Annotated in this window: 16 protein-coding genes, 1 other RNA gene and 3 pseudogenes; 7 read left to right on the top strand and 13 right to left on the bottom strand. The window is 35.1% G+C overall.

Annotation, left to right across the window (positions count from 1 at the left end; genetic code table 11):
• The first annotated feature begins 189 nt into the window (after positions 1 to 189).
• Positions 190 to 1,049, top strand: a protein-coding gene (locus ABWU71_RS01165; protein WP_353284076.1) for an IS630 family transposase whose coding sequence is annotated in 2 segments (ribosomal slippage) — positions 190 to 514 and positions 514 to 1,049 — 861 coding nt in all. Because the reading frame shifts where the segments join, the coding sequence is not laid out codon by codon here.
• Between the two features lie 27 nt (positions 1,050 to 1,076).
• Here the strand turns inward: ABWU71_RS01165 and ABWU71_RS01160 are convergent.
• From ABWU71_RS01160 to ABWU71_RS01150, 3 genes and pseudogenes are all read right to left on the bottom strand, one after another.
• Positions 1,077 to 1,530, bottom strand: a pseudogene (locus tag ABWU71_RS01160) (IS5 family transposase); the annotation flags it as partial.
• Between the two features lie 60 nt (positions 1,531 to 1,590).
• Positions 1,591 to 1,896: pseudogene (locus ABWU71_RS01155) on the bottom strand (IS630 transposase-related protein); the annotation flags it as partial.
• A gap of 59 nt (positions 1,897 to 1,955) precedes the next feature.
• Positions 1,956 to 3,017, bottom strand: a complete 1,062-nt coding sequence (locus ABWU71_RS01150) for a 5-(carboxyamino)imidazole ribonucleotide synthase (protein WP_353284588.1) — start codon at positions 3,015 to 3,017, stop codon at positions 1,956 to 1,958.
• Between the two features lie 99 nt (positions 3,018 to 3,116).
• Between ABWU71_RS01150 and apaG the strand changes: the two genes are divergently transcribed.
• A complete protein-coding gene (gene apaG, locus ABWU71_RS01145; protein ID WP_179951370.1) occupies positions 3,117 to 3,518 on the top strand; it encodes a Co2+/Mg2+ efflux protein ApaG in 402 nt (133 codons plus the stop codon).
• Positions 3,519 to 3,695: 177 nt separating this feature from the next.
• The gene (locus ABWU71_RS01140; RefSeq protein WP_341811433.1) at positions 3,696 to 4,577 is read left to right on the top strand and encodes an Rpn family recombination-promoting nuclease/putative transposase; all 882 of its coding nucleotides are present in this window, start codon (positions 3,696 to 3,698) and stop codon (positions 4,575 to 4,577) included.
• Positions 4,578 to 4,587: 10 nt separating this feature from the next.
• On the opposite strand, the gene ABWU71_RS01135 is transcribed toward ABWU71_RS01140, so the two are convergent.
• Positions 4,588 to 6,186: an ABC transporter permease gene (locus tag ABWU71_RS01135; RefSeq protein WP_353284587.1), complete on the bottom strand. Its 1,599-nt coding sequence runs from the start codon at positions 6,184 to 6,186 to the stop codon at positions 4,588 to 4,590.
• 129 nt (positions 6,187 to 6,315) lie between these two features.
• Here ABWU71_RS01135 and ABWU71_RS01130 point away from each other — a divergent pair, with 129 nt between their 5' ends.
• Positions 6,316 to 7,122, top strand: coding sequence for a rhodanese-related sulfurtransferase (locus tag ABWU71_RS01130; RefSeq protein WP_353284586.1), 807 nt, complete (start codon positions 6,316 to 6,318; stop codon positions 7,120 to 7,122).
• A 41-nt stretch (positions 7,123 to 7,163) separates the two neighbouring features.
• On the opposite strand, the gene ABWU71_RS01125 is transcribed toward ABWU71_RS01130, so the two are convergent.
• A complete protein-coding gene (locus ABWU71_RS01125; protein ID WP_353284585.1) occupies positions 7,164 to 7,919 on the bottom strand; it encodes a leucine-rich repeat domain-containing protein in 756 nt (251 codons plus the stop codon).
• 49 nt (positions 7,920 to 7,968) lie between these two features.
• On the opposite strand from ABWU71_RS01125, the pseudogene ABWU71_RS01120 reads away from it, so the two are divergent.
• A pseudogene (locus ABWU71_RS01120) lies at positions 7,969 to 8,274 on the top strand (IS630 transposase-related protein); the annotation flags it as partial.
• 6 nt (positions 8,275 to 8,280) lie between these two features.
• Here ABWU71_RS01120 and ABWU71_RS01115 read toward each other — a convergent pair.
• A protein-coding gene (locus ABWU71_RS01115) for an IS5 family transposase (protein ID WP_265023453.1) occupies positions 8,281 to 9,073 on the bottom strand; the annotation gives its coding sequence in 2 pieces (ribosomal slippage) (positions 8,281 to 8,808 and positions 8,810 to 9,073; 792 coding nt in all).
• A gap of 153 nt (positions 9,074 to 9,226) precedes the next feature.
• Between ABWU71_RS01115 and truA the strand changes: the two genes are divergently transcribed.
• Positions 9,227 to 9,964 carry a tRNA pseudouridine(38-40) synthase TruA gene (truA, locus tag ABWU71_RS01110; RefSeq protein WP_353284584.1) on the top strand — a complete coding sequence of 246 codons (738 nt, stop codon included), beginning with the start codon at positions 9,227 to 9,229 and terminating at the stop codon, positions 9,962 to 9,964.
• A gap of 86 nt (positions 9,965 to 10,050) precedes the next feature.
• On the opposite strand, the gene dnaN is transcribed toward truA, so the two are convergent.
• The 7 genes from dnaN to ffs all read right to left on the bottom strand — a co-directional run bounded on the left by dnaN (position 10,051) and on the right by ffs (position 16,269).
• The gene (dnaN, locus tag ABWU71_RS01105) at positions 10,051 to 11,148 is read right to left on the bottom strand and encodes a DNA polymerase III subunit beta (RefSeq protein ID WP_410530530.1); all 1,098 of its coding nucleotides are present in this window, start codon (positions 11,146 to 11,148) and stop codon (positions 10,051 to 10,053) included.
• 183 nt (positions 11,149 to 11,331) lie between these two features.
• The gene (locus tag ABWU71_RS01100) at positions 11,332 to 11,829 is read right to left on the bottom strand and encodes an invasion associated locus B family protein (RefSeq protein WP_353284582.1); all 498 of its coding nucleotides are present in this window, start codon (positions 11,827 to 11,829) and stop codon (positions 11,332 to 11,334) included.
• Positions 11,822 to 12,715, bottom strand: coding sequence for an RNA polymerase factor sigma-32 (locus tag ABWU71_RS01095; protein WP_353284581.1), 894 nt, complete (start codon positions 12,713 to 12,715; stop codon positions 11,822 to 11,824). The genes ABWU71_RS01100 and ABWU71_RS01095 overlap by 8 nt, the downstream gene beginning before the upstream one ends.
• 318 nt (positions 12,716 to 13,033) lie before the next feature.
• On the bottom strand, positions 13,034 to 13,705 hold the full coding sequence (locus tag ABWU71_RS01090) for a P44/Msp2 family outer membrane protein (RefSeq protein ID WP_353284580.1): 672 nt from the start codon (positions 13,703 to 13,705) through the stop codon (positions 13,034 to 13,036).
• A 632-nt stretch (positions 13,706 to 14,337) separates the two neighbouring features.
• A complete protein-coding gene (locus tag ABWU71_RS01085; RefSeq protein ID WP_353284855.1) occupies positions 14,338 to 14,652 on the bottom strand; it encodes a YbaB/EbfC family nucleoid-associated protein in 315 nt (104 codons plus the stop codon).
• A 21-nt stretch (positions 14,653 to 14,673) separates the two neighbouring features.
• Positions 14,674 to 16,158, bottom strand: coding sequence for a DNA polymerase III subunit gamma/tau (gene dnaX, locus ABWU71_RS01080; protein WP_353284579.1), 1,485 nt, complete (start codon positions 16,156 to 16,158; stop codon positions 14,674 to 14,676).
• A 21-nt stretch (positions 16,159 to 16,179) separates the two neighbouring features.
• An RNA gene (gene ffs / locus ABWU71_RS01075) (signal recognition particle sRNA small type) lies at positions 16,180 to 16,269 on the bottom strand.
• 373 nt (positions 16,270 to 16,642) lie between these two features.
• Between ffs and ABWU71_RS01070 the strand changes: the two genes are divergently transcribed.
• On the top strand, positions 16,643 to 17,296 hold the full coding sequence (locus tag ABWU71_RS01070) for a glutathione S-transferase family protein (protein WP_353283116.1): 654 nt from the start codon (positions 16,643 to 16,645) through the stop codon (positions 17,294 to 17,296).

Genomic DNA, 17,296 nt, shown 5'->3' with positions numbered 1-17,296 from the left:
TGTAAAGTTAAGTTTTCTGGATCCCAGTGTCTGGGCACTGGGATGACACCCTTCCTGGCGGAGATTATTCTCAAATCACAATGTTCGTACAGTTGTGGCGGTATGACGTAGAAAAACTGTTAACTTATAGCTCTTTTCATAGAAGTCCGGATGTGATAAGGTAAGGATAGACGATGATAAGGAGGTTGAGTGCCAGCAGCATATAGTTATGACTTAAGGAAAAAAGCAATGGAAGCGCTAGAGGAGGGAGGAAGCAGAGAAACAGTGGCAGCAAGATTTAAAATTGGACGAACTACTTTATGGGAGTGGCAGCAAAGAAGAAAAGAAACAGGAGACTTTCAATCAAAAAAACTTGGAAATGGAGGTTACAATCACAAAATTACCGACTGGGATGCCTTTGCTAAATTTGCCAGAGAAAACGGAGGAAAGACTCTGTCGGAAATGGCTAAACTTTGGGGCAACGTTAGTATCCAAACGATCCACCGAGCTCTCAGAAAAATTGGATTTACGCGCAAAAAAAGACATATGGATACAAGGAAAGAAACGAAGAAAAACGTGCTGAATTCTTAAAAATTATAGCAACAAAAGAACCAGAAAACTTAGTTTATATAGATGAGTCTGGCATTGATAACACAGAGGACTATCCATATGGGTATTGCCAGAAAGGACAGCGGTTTTATGGCCTAAAATCTGGAAAGAAAACTCAACGAATCAGTATGGTTGCAGCCTTAAGTAGAAGAAAGATAGTTGCTCCATTAACCTTTGAAGGCCACTGTAATATGGATGTTTTTAATGGATGGTTTGAGCAATTTTTGACACCGATCTTGGAACCTGGACAGACTGTCATTCTTGACAATGCTACTTTTCATAAGTCTGGTAAGATTATCGAGCTTGCTAGAGGAGTTGGTGCAGAAATTTTGTATCTGCCGCCGTATTCTCCAGATTTCAACAAAATTGAGCATCATTGGTTTGCTATAAAAAACAGAGCTAGGAAAAACATTCCTCTATTCGAATCCTTTCGTCGTGCTGTTGATTCTGCCTTCCTATGACCTGTTCGGACTATTATAAGAAATGCTATAAATTGCATGGGGCAAACCTTGCGTATCTACTGCAATATGGCGTTTTATTCCTGAAATCTTTTTGCCTGCATCATAGCCTTTTTCTTCAGCAGTATCTGCATTTTTTACACTCTGTGCATCAATTATGCAGAAGCTGGTTTTTTCTTTCCGACCATTGTTTTGTCGGACCACGCCAACTATTTTTTTTTAACACCAGCTCCAGAACACTTTCTTTATCTGCATCTGGTTTTTCACTCCACTTCTTAAAATAGTCGTAACAATTGCGCCATTTTGGAAACTCTTTTGGTAGCATTCTCCACTGACAACCGCTTTTCAGAACGTATAACACTCCACAAAATACATCATACAAATCAAGTTTCCTTGGTTTTGTTTTTTTTCTACAGGACTCTAGATCTGGTAACATAATCTCAAATCTTTCCCGACTTATATCACTTGGGTATAAACTCCTCATATATCCTAACTTATATATATTATCTCTTAGTTTATTCTTTTCTTGAGATCATGTACAGGTTCTGAGAGCTCGGTGGATCGTTTGGATACTAACGTTGCCCCAAAGTTTAGCCATTTCCGACAGAGTCTTTCCTCCGTTTTCTCTGGCAAATTTAGCAAAGGCATCCCAGTCGGTAATTTTGTGATTGTAACCTCCATTTCCAAGTTTTTTTGATTGAAAGTCTCCTGTTTCTTTTCTTCTTTGCTGCCACTCCCATAAAGTAGTTCGTCCAATTTTAAATCTTGCTGCCACTGTTTCTCTGCTTCCTCCCTCCTCTAGCGCTTCCATTGCTTTTTTCCTTAAGTCATAACTATATGCTGCTGGCACTCAACCTCCTTATCATCGTCTATCCTTATCTTATCACATCCGGACTTCTATGAAAAGAGCTATAAATCTATATTGACATGTCCCATTTTACGCTTATCCCTAACCTCTTTTTTCCCATATATGGTTAAACTAGCTTTTTCGTTGCTCAAATACTTGTGAGAATCATATATATCATTACCTATTATATTTTTCGTCATACAAGGAAAGCGTAATACTACTTCCTGCATAGGTAGCCCGCATATTATCCTAACTAGCTGTTCAAATTGACTAACGTTACATGCATCCAAGCTCCAGTGGCAAGAATTGTGAGGTCTGGGAGCTAGTTCATTAACTAACAATTCGTTATCTTTAGTAACAAAAAATTCAATAGCCAGAATTCCTATTACATCGAGCGCATTTGCTATTTTCTTTGCAGCTCGTTGTACCTCTTGAGTTAATTTACTATCTATTTTAGCTGGCACTGTTGAAGTATCAAGTATTCCATCAACGTGGTAATTTTCTGCTATAGGAAAAAAAGCTACTTTACCGTTTTTATCTCTTGCAACGACTATTGAAACCTCTTTCAGTAAATCAACACTTGCTTCAAGAATGTACTCTGTATTCCAATCAAAGGAAGCAAATTGCTTCACTTCAGAATCATTCTCAAGCACATATTGTCCTTTTCCATCGTAACCCATTTCTGTTGTTTTCAGCCTTATTGGATAGCCAAAAGTTCCACTGCTTTTCAGTAGCTCATTATAATTTTGTATACTCTTATAGTTAGCAGTTTTTACACCCAAGTTTTTAATAAAATACTTTTCTCTCAATCTGTTTTGCGAAATGTGTAACGCTTTTTTACCCGGATAAAAATTTACATCGATATCAATTGCGCTACATGGAATATTTTCAGACTCAATAGTAATTAAATCCACACTCTGTGCAAAAGATTCAAGCGCTTTCTTATCAGAGAAATCTGCTATTGTGAAATCATCAGCAACGGAGCAAGCCGGATCGTCTTTAGCACTGGCAAAAACATGTGTTTTTTGTCCAAGTTTTGTTGCAGCGATAGCAGTCATTTTACCTAATTGTCCACCACCTATTATTCCTATTACTTTTTTGCTAAGCGCATCTGGTTCGTTCATACTATAAATTGATATTTCCTAATTAAAGTATACTTGAAAAATCTATGAAAAAAGTATATAATTAGAATATTATCTTTTTATCATGAATATTCTATAATGATTCTAGAATACACATTGACTACCAACTTTGTTGAAGTTACAGTTTTACCAATTTACATTGAAGAGCAATCCATTCCTTATGAAAATTGCTATGTATGGATGTATAACGTTAAGATAAAAAACAAAAGCCAATCAACTATTCAATTGTTAAGTCGTCATTGGCAAATAATAGATTATAAGGGCAAAGTAAATGAAATTGCCGGAGTTGGTGTTATCGGAGAACAGCCTGTGATAAAATCTGGAGAGGTATTTAAATACACAAGTGGAACATACTTAAATGTACCGTCAGGAATAATGCAGGGTAAGTATGAATTTCTGAATGAAGAAAGCATAAAAGTTTTTGAAGTTATGATACCACCCTTTTCTTTGGATAGTCCATACATCAAAACTAGACCCCATTAACTGTCAAAATAGTTTATTTGTAACCAGACTGCATTCTGTGATTTTTAGCAAAGCACGATCTTTCATTTGCGCTTTCTTCAATTTAAAATAAATACAGAAACTAGCTATCTTCAAAAATATGGTTGAATAATTGTTAATAATAGTGTATAATTATTAATATTTTCAAGCATTTTTGCCATGGCTCTTTCAAAATTTCTCGATCCTCGCAATGATTTGTGTTTCAAAAAAATCTTTGGAACGGAAAAAAATAAGAATATCCTGATCCACTTTTTGAACGATATTTTAGGGTTTACTGAGATAAATGCAATACAAGAAGTTGAGTTTCTTAGCACTATTATGGATCCCGAAGTTGCCTCTGATAAACAAAGTATTGTTGATGTTCTCTGCAAGGATTCTCACGGAAATAGATATATAGCAGAAATGCAGCTCGCTAGAGACAAGGGCTTCGAAAAACGCGCTCAATTATATGCCGCTAAAGCCTACTCAAGACAATTAGATAAATCTGGCAACTACATTGATTTAAAGAAAGTCTTCTTTATTGCTATATCAAATTGTAACTTACTTCCTGAAGAAGTTGATTATATTTCTACTCACAATATACGTGATATAAAAACTAACGGCCATTACTTAAAAGATTTTCAGTTTGTCTTTATTGAGTTGCCTAAATTCGCAAAAAATAAAGTAGAGCAGTTAGAAAGTATAGTAGAAAGGTGGTGTTTCTTTTTTAAATACGCAGAAGAAACAACAGAAGAAGACTTAAAAGAGATAGCAGAAAAAGCGCCAATAATAAAGCTAGCATATGATGAATTAGACAAGTTTCGTTGGAACGAAAAAGATTTAGTAGCCTATGAAGAAAGGATAATGGATCTACGCAAAGAAGAAGCTATTCTTGAATACAGACTTGATCTTGCTGAAGAGAAAGGTATACAAAAAGGTATAGAGAAAGGGAAAATTGAAGTCGCAAAAGCAATGCTGGCTAATAATGTTGATGTCAACACTATTGTTAAGTTTACTGGCCTTTCTATTAGTGAGATTGAAGAATTAAGTGGAAATCTGTGAACGGTTACGTTTATTTTTTATCCTTATCATCAAGTGTAAATAAGGTTATTGTAGAGATTAAGCCTATTATAACTATTATTAACGAAAATGGGGCAGCTTCTCTATAGCGCTCATCGCTTACAAGTTCATATATTCTAGTTGATATAGTTTCAAAATTAAATGGTCTTATAATAAGTGTTGCTGTGAGCTCTTTGATAGTATCCATAAATACGAGCAAAAATCCCGATAATATACTCTTCTTGATGAGAGGGATATGAACATTCAAACATGTGGAAATAGGTCCATGACCCATAGTATATGCAGTCCACTCAATTTCATTTGGTGTTTTTTTGAGCCCTGACTCTACCGCCTTGAAAGATATAGCAAAAAAACGAAATAAATATGAGTAAACTAATGCGCCAATAGTTCCTACCAAGCTAATTTCCACAATATATTGAGTAATGAAAGAGGATATTCTGCTTAAAAATATTATTATGCTAATTGCGATAATTGCATTTGGAATTGCGTAGCCTAAAGAAATGAGACGTGCTACATTATTGATTACCTTATTTTTACGCGCCGTATATCCAATAATTATTGCAATGCTAATTGAGATTAGTGCAGTGATGAATGATAAACTAACGCTATTTGCTATTATGTTATAGAACCTTGCTTCGTATATGAAAAACCCCTTCTCTATGCTCCAATATATGAGAGGAATCATTGGCAAAATAAAACCTATTAATATCGGCAATACACACATAAGATAAGCAAAGATCAATGGTATAGTGCCACTTATACTCCGTTTGTTGTGATAATCTGAATTGGTATTGATTGAAGAGTAAGATATTCCTTTTTTTTGTAGTTTTTTTTCGATAGCTATTAGTGTTGCAACGAAAATCAATTCTGCAACTGCTAAAACAGTAGTTGAATATTTGTCATGCAGTAAAAACCAAGTGCGATATATTCCTGTCGTGAAAGTATCAATAGCAAGAAACTGTGGTGTGCCAAAATCCGTAATTACTTCCATTAGTACTAAGGACAACCCTGCTATAATTGATGGACGTATGGAGGGTATGATGACAGAAAACAGGCTCTTCAATGAGGAGAACCCAAGTGTTGATGCAATAGTGACTGAGTTACTAACATTCTTTAGACTTGAGCGGACTAACATATAAACGTATGGATATAGGCTAAATCCCATTACTAATATTCCACCACCTAGGGATTTTATTTCAGGAAACCAATAGTCACCTTTGCTCCAATCTAAAATGTCTCTTAATGAGCTCTGCACCGGACCTGAAAACTCTAGCGTATTTACATAGACGAACGCTACTATATATCCAGGAATCGATATCGGAAAGAACAAAGCAATCTCAAAAATTTTACTTCCAGGAAATGAAAAAAATGTGGTGAGCCAAGCTGGAATTACTCCAAATATGAAAGATATTCCCCCTACTCCTACCATCAAAATTAACGTACTCAGTATATATTCAGGAAAAAGTGTACTAATTACCCATCCGGAGTTCGCTGTATCTGTAAATAAGATTGATATTAATGATAATATTGGGCAGACGAATAATATACTTACTAAAAATAAGAATATATTTTTAAATACTCTCAAAAACATTAATTTGTGTCTATATTTGATATTAAAATGTTATATGTAAAAACTGAAGATATCCAGTAATTAACAGCCGTACTATTGAATATCTTTATAATTTTGTGTATCATGTTCTTAGTTGATAAGTGAATAATCATGAGCTTCGTCATTGCAACTTTCTATCACTTTGTAGAACTTTCTAATTATTATGACATGAAAGATGAAATAAAAACTGCATGCGACAACGTTGAATTAAAGGGTACTATACTCCTTGCAGAAGAGGGTATTAATGCAACCGTATCTGGTGAAAGAAACGCGATTGATAAAATATTTGATTTTCTACGTTCTGATTATAGGCTAAGGGACCTTACATGGAAAGAGAGTGCAGCAGAATATCAACCATTTAGTAAGATGAAGGTAAAGTTAAAAAGAGAGATTGTGAATCTTGGTGTAAGCAATCTTGATATTTCCCTTAAGGGTAAATATGTTGATCCAGAGCATTGGGATGATTTTACTTCTCAACCTGACGTTTTAGTAATAGATACACGAAATGAGTATGAAGTGAAATTAGGCAAGTTTAAGAATGCAATTAATCCACACACACAATGTTTCCGTGAATTTCCTCAGTGGACAGAGTCATTTTCTGAGAGTAAAGACCTGAAAGTGGCTATGTACTGCACTGGTGGAATTAGATGCGAAAAATCTACAGCATATATGAAAAGCCTTGGATTTAGCGATGTTTACCATCTTAAAGGCGGCATTCTTTCTTACCTTGAAAAAACTTATAATAAAAATGGTAATTGGGAAGGTGAGTGTTTTGTTTTTGATGATAGAATTGCTGTTGATAACTCACTTACTCCAAGCAACACAATAAAATGCATATTCTGCTCAAATCAAGTTTCAACTGATAAACTGAAATCAGTTCCACGTGGCCAGGTGGTTTGTTCTGGTTGTAAACTTTAGCATTAGAAAAAAGCTCCTGTACTAGAATTTAACACGGATCTTCAACAACTCCTTCGTGCTTGCATATTGTTTAATTCAGTGCTTTCAAGATATGTACTCACAGCATAACCCACCCCAGCTCCAAGCAATGCACCAATTACAGCAGATGCAATAAACACTGCAACAGAGACGCCAACAGGAGTTAAAGCAGCAGCCCCTAAACGATATGCTGCAACTAGACCAATAACTAAACCAACTGCTGCTCCACAAATATAGTATTTGCTACTGCTTTTAAGTTTTTCTTGCGAGTTTGATACCTCATTCTGCAGTTTTACGTTTGCACCTTTACCGCTAATCTTGTAACCAATTATATTAAGTGAAGAAGGATTTTTTTTGAGTTTATCTAATTCTTTTGCAACTTCATTGCTAATCTTGCAACCAATTAAATTGAGTAAAGTAAGATTTGTAAGTTTGGTTAATTCTTTTGCAACTTCAACACCAATCTTGCACTCAATTAAATGAAGTGAAGTAAGATTTTTGAGCTCAGCTAATTCTTTTACAATTTCAACACTAATCTTGCACCCTCTTAAATCAAGTGAAGTAAGATTTTTGAGCTCAGCTAATTCTTTTACAATTTCAACACTAATCTTGCACCCTCTTAAATCAAGTGAAGTAAGATTTTTGAGCTCAGCTAATTCTTTTACAATTTCAACACTAATCTTGCACTTACCTAAATCAAGTGAAGTAAGATTTGTAAGTTTGGTTAATTCTTTTGCAACTTCAACACCAATCTTGCACCCACTTATAGCTCTTTTCATAGAAGTCCGGATGTGATAAGATAAGGATAGACGATGATAAGGAGGTTGAGTGCCAGCAGCATATAGTTATGACTTAAGGAAAAAAGCAATGGAAGCGCTAGAGGAGGGAGGAAGCAGAGAAACAGTGGCAGCAAGATTTAAAATTGGACGAACTACTTTATGGGAGTGGCAGCAAAGAAGAAAAGAAACAGGAGACTTTCAATCAAAAAAACTTGGAAATGGAGGTTACAATCACAAAATTACCGACTGGGATGCCTTTGCTAAATTTGCCAGAGAAAACGGAGGAAAGACTCTGTCGGAAATGGCTAAACTTTGGGGCAAAGTTAGTATCCAAACGATCCACCGAGCTCTCAGAGCCTGTTCATAATCTTTTCAGAAGTAAGGCAGTGAAAGCCAGAACGACCATTTGTAGGCTAGTATTGAGTTTTCGCTCACAATTTTTCCACAATCTTCTACATTTTTCTAACCAAGCAAAAGATCGCTCCACAACCCATCTTTTGGGCAATACAACAAAGGAATGTAATTCATTTCTTTTTATCACTTCAACGGTTGCACCAATAATCGTTTTTATTTGAGTTGCAAAATTCTCTCCAGTATAGCCTGCATCAACCAGTACATTTTTAACTCCCGAGAGGTTTTCTTTTGCATTTTCGACCATTCTCACAGCACTGCTACGGTCAGTTATCTCTGCTGTTGTTATATAAATTGCATGGGGCAAACCTTGCGTATCTACTGCAATATGGCGTTTTATTCCTGAAATCTTTTTGCCTGCATCATAGCCTTTTTCTTCAGCAGTATCTGCATTTTTTACACTCTGTGCATCAATTATGCAGAAGCTGGTTTTTTCTTTCCGACCATTGTTTTGTCGGACCACGCCAACTATTTTTTTTTAACACCAGCTCCAGAACACTTTCTTTATCTGCATCTGGTTTTTCACTCCACTTCTTAAAATAGTCGTAACAATTGCGCCATTTTGGAAACTCTTTTGGTAGCATTCTCCACTGACAACCGCTTTTCAGAACGTATAACACTCCACAAAATACATCATACAAATCAAGTTTCCTTGGTTTTGTTTTTTTTCTACAGGACTCTAGATCTGGTAACATAATCTCAAATCTTTCCCGACTTATATCACTTGGGTATAAACTCCTCATATATCCTAACTTATATATATTATCTCTTAGTTTATTCCTTTCTTGAGATCATGTACAGGTTCTTATATCACAATGTTCGTACAGTTGTAGGCTTGACCATAAATTATGTTAAGATAGAAAATGACTATTTTAGATAGAGCTTGATGTAATGCAGTGCGATACAAAATAACGGTAGAATATAATGGTAGTAGTTTCTCTGGTTGGCAAAAACAGCAACACTCTGCTAACTCAATCCAGGAGAAGATAGAAAATGCTATATTTAATTTTAGTGGTGAGAAAGTTACTTTGTACTGTGGTGGCAGGACTGATGCAGGGGTTCATGCTTTAGGACAAATTGCTCATTTTGATATGGAAAAGGAATTTGAGCTTTATAGAATAAGGAATGCAATAAACTATCATTTAAAATCAATTCCTATAGTTGTGCTTAATGCGGAAGTTGTAGATGATACGTTTCACGCACGGTTTTCAGCAAAAAAAAGATATTACGAATACAGAATAGTTAATCGCTATGCTCCTGCCGCTCTGGAGAGGGGTTATGTATGGCAAGTGTTTAGCCCACTTGATGTAAATATTATGCGTGAAGCTGCTAAACATCTACTTGGAAAACATGACCTTTCAAGTTTCCGTTCAAAAGATTGTCACGCCGCAAATCCGATAAGAACAATTGATGATATCGATATAATACAAAACGGGAATCATATACACATCAAAATATCTGCTATTTCCTTTTTACATAACCAAGTGAGAATTATTGTGGGTACTTTAGTTGAATTTGGAAAAAATAGAACCAATCCGCAAGAAATGCTAAATATATTAAGCCAATGCAAAAGAAGTGCCGCTGGGGTTACCTCGCCGCCTTTTGGCTTGTATTTGGTAAAGATAGATTACTAATTAATAAAAAATAACATTCTTAGTGAAATAAGTGTCATACCGCCACGGTATCTCCAGATCCAGCTAACAAGCAGCGGATAACGTGTTTAAGTTCTCATTGGCATCACTACATATAATACACTTGAATCGTCTTCATCAGTGATAATTGTAGCACTATTACCATCGGCTAAGCTAAACTTACATTTATTTTTTATGCAGGATAGAACATCAAGCAAATATCGTGAATTGAACCCTATCTCCATAGGGGATTTATCATAGTACACTTCTATGGATTCAGTTGCATCACTGCACTCTTGGGAGTTTGAATGCAGAGTTAGCAGCTTTTCTTGTAGTGAGAATTTAATGGATTTTACTTTATCAGGTACAACAACGGAAACTCGATCTATAACATCTGAAAGTTTTTTACTTTCAATAATCATATGCTTATCTTGAGATGCTGGAATAACTGCTTTATAATTTGGAAAAGTCCCATCTATTAATTTTGATATTAGAATATATTCACCGCATGTAAACTTGATTTTTCTGTCTGAGAGTTTTACTTTAATTTCATTACAATCGTCCAATATTTTTAACAGCTCCATAACAGTTTTACGTGGAATGATCACACCAAATTCGCCATTGATGTTCCCAGGCTTTGGCCTCTTTATACATGATAAACGATGGCCATCAGTTGCAACGCAGTACAGAAACTGCTCATCTGTATGTAGATATATTCCATTTAAATTATACCTTGTATCATCTAGTGATACAGCAAATTTTGTTTTAGTTAATAAGTCTATCAGGTCCGTATTTAGTAGAATAAAATCATGTTTATAATTGTCTTCTTCAAGAGCAGGAAAACTGCTTGAAACTACATTCGGTAAAGAAAAGTTTGCATTTCCGCAAGACATCAATAATTTTCCTTGGTTATTTACTTCAAAATTGACATCCAAATCAGCGGGTAACTTCTTCACTATGTCATGTAAAGTATGCGCTGAAATTTTTACTTCTCCTTCTGTTAATACGGTTGCAGCAAGTGAGGCAAACATTGAAATGTCAAGATCAGTTGCCATTAATTTTATGCTGCCGTGTTGTGCTTTGATATTTATACATGCCAAAACATCTATTGCATTACGCCTTTCAACCACTCCACTTACTCTGGATAATGTATTTAAAAGACTTGTGCGGCTCACGCTAAAATGCATCTGCTCGCACACAGAATTTTGCTTTTTGATTTCTGTATCTACACCTGCAACCTCTGACATTGCTAACTCTCAAAAATATATTTTAAATGATATCCACATCCCATATAAAGTAAAGTGCTATTTATATTCCCATTGAAAGAGTAGTCTAGTTTATACTATAGCTAGGTATTCTGTTACAATAGTTTACTTTGTATGGCATAAATCATGCATTTTTTGATACGCTTTTTGAAAACCAAGTAGGGAATAAGTATCATCAATGGTCACTGTTTTTGCTTTTCCATTCACTACCATTGATAATCCCTGCTTCATTTTTAGAATGAGATCTTGATCTATTTTTGTATGATCTACCCACGCAAAACTTCCCTGTATTATAGGCAATGTATATTTAATTTTTTTGTCGATATTGAGAGCTACAGGCTCCTTGTCATACTGAAAACCAGAGGTAACGCTTACCTCATCTGCTTTTTTATCAACATAACTGACCATTACATACGGCTTGCGGTTGGTTGTATAATGTTCGCTTTTTTTTTTAGGATAGGATACAATATAACATACTTTCTCTCCATCTTCCAATGCAGTATACACGAGCCAATCTTTATATTTTTCCTTCAATTGCACATCACTAACTGATGCAAAAGCGCCTATTGAAAAAAATATTAGAAATATAAAAAAACTACGCATGCAAACCAAATTTCAAACTTTCAGATTGTATATATTGTTTTACCTTAGCCATCGCCTGCTCAGCCAACTGCCTTATTCTTTCTCTTGAAACACAATATTTTTTACTAAGTTCATCCAGAGTTTGAATGTTTTCAGACAAATATCTACTGATAAAAATGTCTCTTGCCCTTTCGTTGAGGCTCGCTAGTGCATTGTTTAAAATTGTTTCTTTTAATTCTTTTTCTTCATGATTCTGATAGGTTACTTCTTGACTGACCAAGTTACATGGGATCATATCTTGCAACTCCCTTTTAGAGTCATCACCTATTTTTATGCAATCGTTTAGCGACTGATCCTTACAAGCCAAACGGTAATTCATTTGTACAACATCTCCTTCGGATACAGAAAGCTCATTAGATATTGCTTTTATTTCTTCATTATTTAAAGTTTCTCTGTTTGTATACCGTAAAATTCTTTTTTTTATTTTACGTAAACTAAAAAATAATCTTCTTTGTGCTTGCGTTGTGCCTATTTTCACAAATGACCAAGATTTCAATATAAAGTCTTTTATTGAAGCTTCAATCCACCACACTGCATAAGTTGAAAAACGAAACCCTAAATCAGGATTAAACTTTTTTACTGCATGCATTAAACCCATATTCCCTTCCATGACCAGGTCCATCAACAATAGCCCATAATTTTTGAATTTCATTGCAATTTTCACTACCAAATTCAAATGGCTGGTAATCAATTTATGAGCAGAAGAAACATCCTTATATTGGTTCCAATTTTTTGCTAATCGTACCTCTTCCTCTTGAGACAGCATAGGAAATTTTTGCACCCTAGCAATATATTGCATGAGATTGGTTCTGCTATCGACACATAAGTTTGCCATTGAGGTCAACATAACAACTTAAATTAAAACTTCATATATATAATATATTGATTTTCCAGCAAAAATTCAAGCTTTGATTTGAAAAAAGTACAAACCTTCCATCTAATTGGGATCTTAGAAACCCCAGCATCAGCTACCTGGGTGACACCATATAATATTAAAATGACATCCTGTCAGCTTGTAATGATGAACATTATAGCTTAAACACACAGCAAGTAGTGTTATCCCAGTGCCTTGACACTGGAATCCACATTTCTTTTTTCTAGATCCCAGTGTCATGCTACTTGGATGACAAGAAAAAACCCACTGGGATAACAAGACTGAGATAGACTAGAAATTAAACGCTACTCCAGCTTCTGCACCAACAGTGCTGTAAAGAACTTTGATTCCGGCATCGTCTTTAGTTGCCTTACCAAAGTTAGCACCATAAGAGCCGAAATAACGAGCTCCAGCATAAAGTTTGACTTCTGGAGTTACATCATAACTAACACCAGCTTTTGCTTGATAAGCAACACCAAACCCAGAGGCTTTATCATCAGTAACTTTTGTTGCTAAAGGATTGCTTACATATGCTGCACCAACACCAACACCAACATACGGAGTAATAGGCATATCTTCAATTGCTATATCGTAATAAACGTTAACTAGTCCTGAAATTGCTGTTAAATTATCTGCAACTGTGTCACCTACTACATCTGCATCTTTATTCAACCATGAGTAAAGTCCTTCAACGTCAACCCTGATGTCGTCCATTTTATAGCCAAACGCACCACCACCAGCTATAAAAGATGCTTTTAAGGGACTATCCTTTTCTTTGCCTGTTGCATTTGTAATACCATCAATTTTTGTGAAAAGAGGTAAAATTTCACCGTTGTATTGCAAACGAACGTAGTAGCTAGTTTCTTCATCACTTATTGGACCAACAGGATCTGAAAAAGCAGAGTTTGATAAACTTAGCAACGTTGCTAAAGCGGCTGCTGAAAAAAACTTTTTATAATGCATAATTGTCCTCGTAAAAAAATTAAAATTCCACTTTAGCAGTCTAAGTAACAACTAAAGTTAAGTCAAGTGCTAACTTAATAACACAAAGTATCCTACATTTTAACTAATTTTTAGGAGAAGACAAAGATTTTATTAATGAATAAATACAACTTTTTTACTCTTGATTTTTTGGTATAGCTAACATAGGTAAGATTTACTATCGAAAGACCTCGTCATTCCGCTGCTTGTTAGCGGATGAGATACCGCGAATGAATCCATAACTGCACGAACATTGCAATTTGGGTCTACCAGGAGGGCAATGCCTCTTATTCAAGTACCCTCTTCTTGTCATCCCAGTGCTTGACACTGGGATCCAGGAATTTTATTAAGTTGGTAAGCATAAAAGTAGCCGTTTTATGTTAAAGCACAACGTTCTTGATGAGATTACGGCAAGGCTGGATTCCAGTGTCAAGCACTGGAATGACATCGTTTACTATGTGCCATATTGCAATGTTCGTACAGTTATGGAATGAACCGCGGCATGACGTAGGGTTGTGCTAGCTATAGGTGCATTATATGAAGAAGTACTAGCGTTGGAAATATTAGAAAAAAATACTTACACTAAAAGAAACTTCAGTAGTATAGAAATAAATTCAAAAAGGAAGTTTAAACCCAGGTGGTAAAACCATCATACCTGCAAGATCAGAAGTTGCATTCGCCATATCTTCTTCTGCTTTTTTAACGGCATCATTAAACGCTGCTGTTACTAAATCCTCTACTATATCTTTTTCCTCATTTCTCATAAGTTCTAAGTCTATGTTCACCTTTTTAGCTTTATAGCTACCTATTTTTATGACTTCCACTAATACAGAAACTTTGCCACCACCAGAAATACCTTGAAACTCTTTTCCAATATATTTTTCTTGAGCTTCTGCAAGCTTTTTTTGCATCTCTTGCGCTTGTTTCATTATTTGACTAAAATCCACAACTTACTCCTTATTTTCTATATTAACTACTTTTGCACCTTTAAACGTGTCAAGTATATCCTTAACTGCAGGTGCATAATTTAAATTACTCACTTCCCTGTTTATATAACCCGTATCAACTGTAATAACCCACTCCTGCTGAGTCACCTGGTTTAAGTAGTTTTTTAAATCATTGCAAAAATTACTATCCAACTTAGATACAGCTTTTAATTTTAAATATCCAGGTTTACAATCTATTAGTTGTAGATTATTACACAGTTGTTTGTAAAGATAAATTTGGTTACTCCGCCTTAATAGTTGCAAAACTTTGTCAAAATCATAATTTTGTTGCTGTTCATTTCTTACATTACGCGTATTTTCCGGCTGTGCATTCTGCGAAAGAATTTTTTTGACCACCTGTTCCGGAGAAGGCAGATCAGAAAGATAACAGAGGCTAATTAACATCATTTCAGCAGCAACATCGTTGCATGTTGAAGTTTTTATATCTTGAATACCTTTAAGCAACACCTTCCACAATCTCGAAAAAAATATTAAAGATCTCTTTATACTTAAATCTTTTATCCTATTCTTTTCATGCTCTGTAACTGCACTATCAATCTCTTTCGTAATTAAAAAACGGCATATTAACTGAATTGTTTGCAATAGACCTTCAAAAATACTAAGTGGGTTTGCTGTTTTTATCGCCTTGTCAAACACTGATAGAGCTTTCTGTAAATCACCTTCTAATATTGCCCCTAATAGATCGAATATAATATCTTTATCCACTAGGCCAAGTATGTCTGTCACATTTTTAGTGGATATTGCACCATCTTTGCTATATAGCACTGCTTGATTCATCAAAAACAAGGCGTTACGCATTGAATTTCCAGAATGTCGTGCAATTAATTCTAATGCTCCCTTTTCAATGGAATAACTCTCTTTTTGTGCAACATCATTTAAACGTTCCACTATTTTAGCTACAGGAATGTTGTGTAAATCAAACCTTTGACAACGTGCAATAATAGTTATCGGTATCTTTTTTATTTCCGTAGTTGCTAAAATGAATTTTACACTAGATGGTGGCTCTTCTAGGGTTTTAAGTAATGCGTTAAATGCGCTGCTGGATAACATATGTACTTCATCTATAATGTAGACTTTGAATTTAGAGCTTATAGGTGAATAGCAAATATCTCCCAGGATTACTTTAATATCGTCAATGCTAGTGTGACTTGCCGCATCGATTTCAATTACATCTGGATGGCTTGAATTTTTTATTGCTAGACAATTTTCACATGATCCGCAAGGTTCAAAAATTGGTCCCATGGAACAATTCAAACATAAAGCTATTATCCTTGCAGTGGTGGTTTTACCAACTCCACTACTACCAGAGAGCAGTATAGATTGTGGGATTTTGTTTAAAATAAAAGCATTTTCTAATACACGCACTAGTATATCTTGACCTACTAGATCTTTGAAGCTACTAGGACGATGTTTTAATGCTATATTCATAGCCTCGGATAAAACAAATAATGAAATAGGTATGCAACCCAAAAAGGTTCTGATATGGCTGCTTCATTTCTGATCTGACCAAATTACAGAGTTCTTGCCTGCATACCTTATAAAATATTATACTTTTTTTTTTATTTAGCAAGGTATATCCTATATTAGCTCTATAATTTGATATGTTAAATTTTTTACAGTGCTATTTTGAAGTAAACAAAAAGTTAGTTGTCATGCAAAGATTGTCATTTCAGCCCTCACCTTTGTCATCCAGGTGCTTGTTAATGCTACCCCAGTGCCAATTTTTGTCATCCCAGTGTGTGACACTGGATCTCTTCAACAACTGGACCATGTGGTCAAGTCATAAAATGATAAGTGCTGAAGCAATAAAAGGTTATGCAAGAGATCTACTAAGATCCATATCTTTTTTTCTGGATCCCAGTGTCAGCTACTTGGATGACAAAGGAAAGGGAGATGACAAAGGAGAGATGTTATGATTTTATATCATTTTCCTCTTTGTCCATTTTCACGAAAAGTTAGAGCTTTTCTAAAAGAAAAAAAATTGGGCTGTGATCTAGTATATGAAAATCCGTGGGAAAAGCGGAATGAATTTATGGAGATCAACCCAACCGGGCAAGTACCAGTATTAATAGATAATAACTTTGTAATAGCGGACAGTAATGCCATTTGTGAATATATAGAAGAGACTTACAATAGCGACGTCAAATTACTTGGTTCATCCACTATTATTAAGTCTAAAATACGCGCTCTAATCAATTGGTTCGATAACAAATTTTACAATGAAGTTACTAAGTATATTATGAATGAAAAAGTAATTACTAACCGCAGCCCTGACTCTAGATTTCTTCATGCAGCTCAGCATAACCTGCCTTGCCATATGGAATACATCGAACACTTAATTAACAAGAACGTTTGGCTTGCAACTGATAAGTTCACTTTAGCTGATATTGCTTTAGCATCGCATATTTCCGTAATGGATTATGTAAGTAGTTTTCCATGGGAAAAAAGTAAAATTTTAAAAGAATGGTACTCCATTGTTAAATCAAAGCCTTGTTTTCGTGAGATATTATTAGAGAGGATTTCTGGTTTAATCCCTCCTAAACATTATGCTGACCTTGATTTTTAA

The sequence above is a fragment of the Wolbachia endosymbiont (group A) of Lasioglossum fulvicorne genome (assembly GCF_964028605.1).
In the GTDB taxonomy this organism is placed as follows: domain Bacteria; phylum Pseudomonadota; class Alphaproteobacteria; order Rickettsiales; family Anaplasmataceae; genus Wolbachia.
Note: the sequence above shows the minus strand (reverse complement) of the source record. Positions and strands in the feature narration are given on the sequence as shown.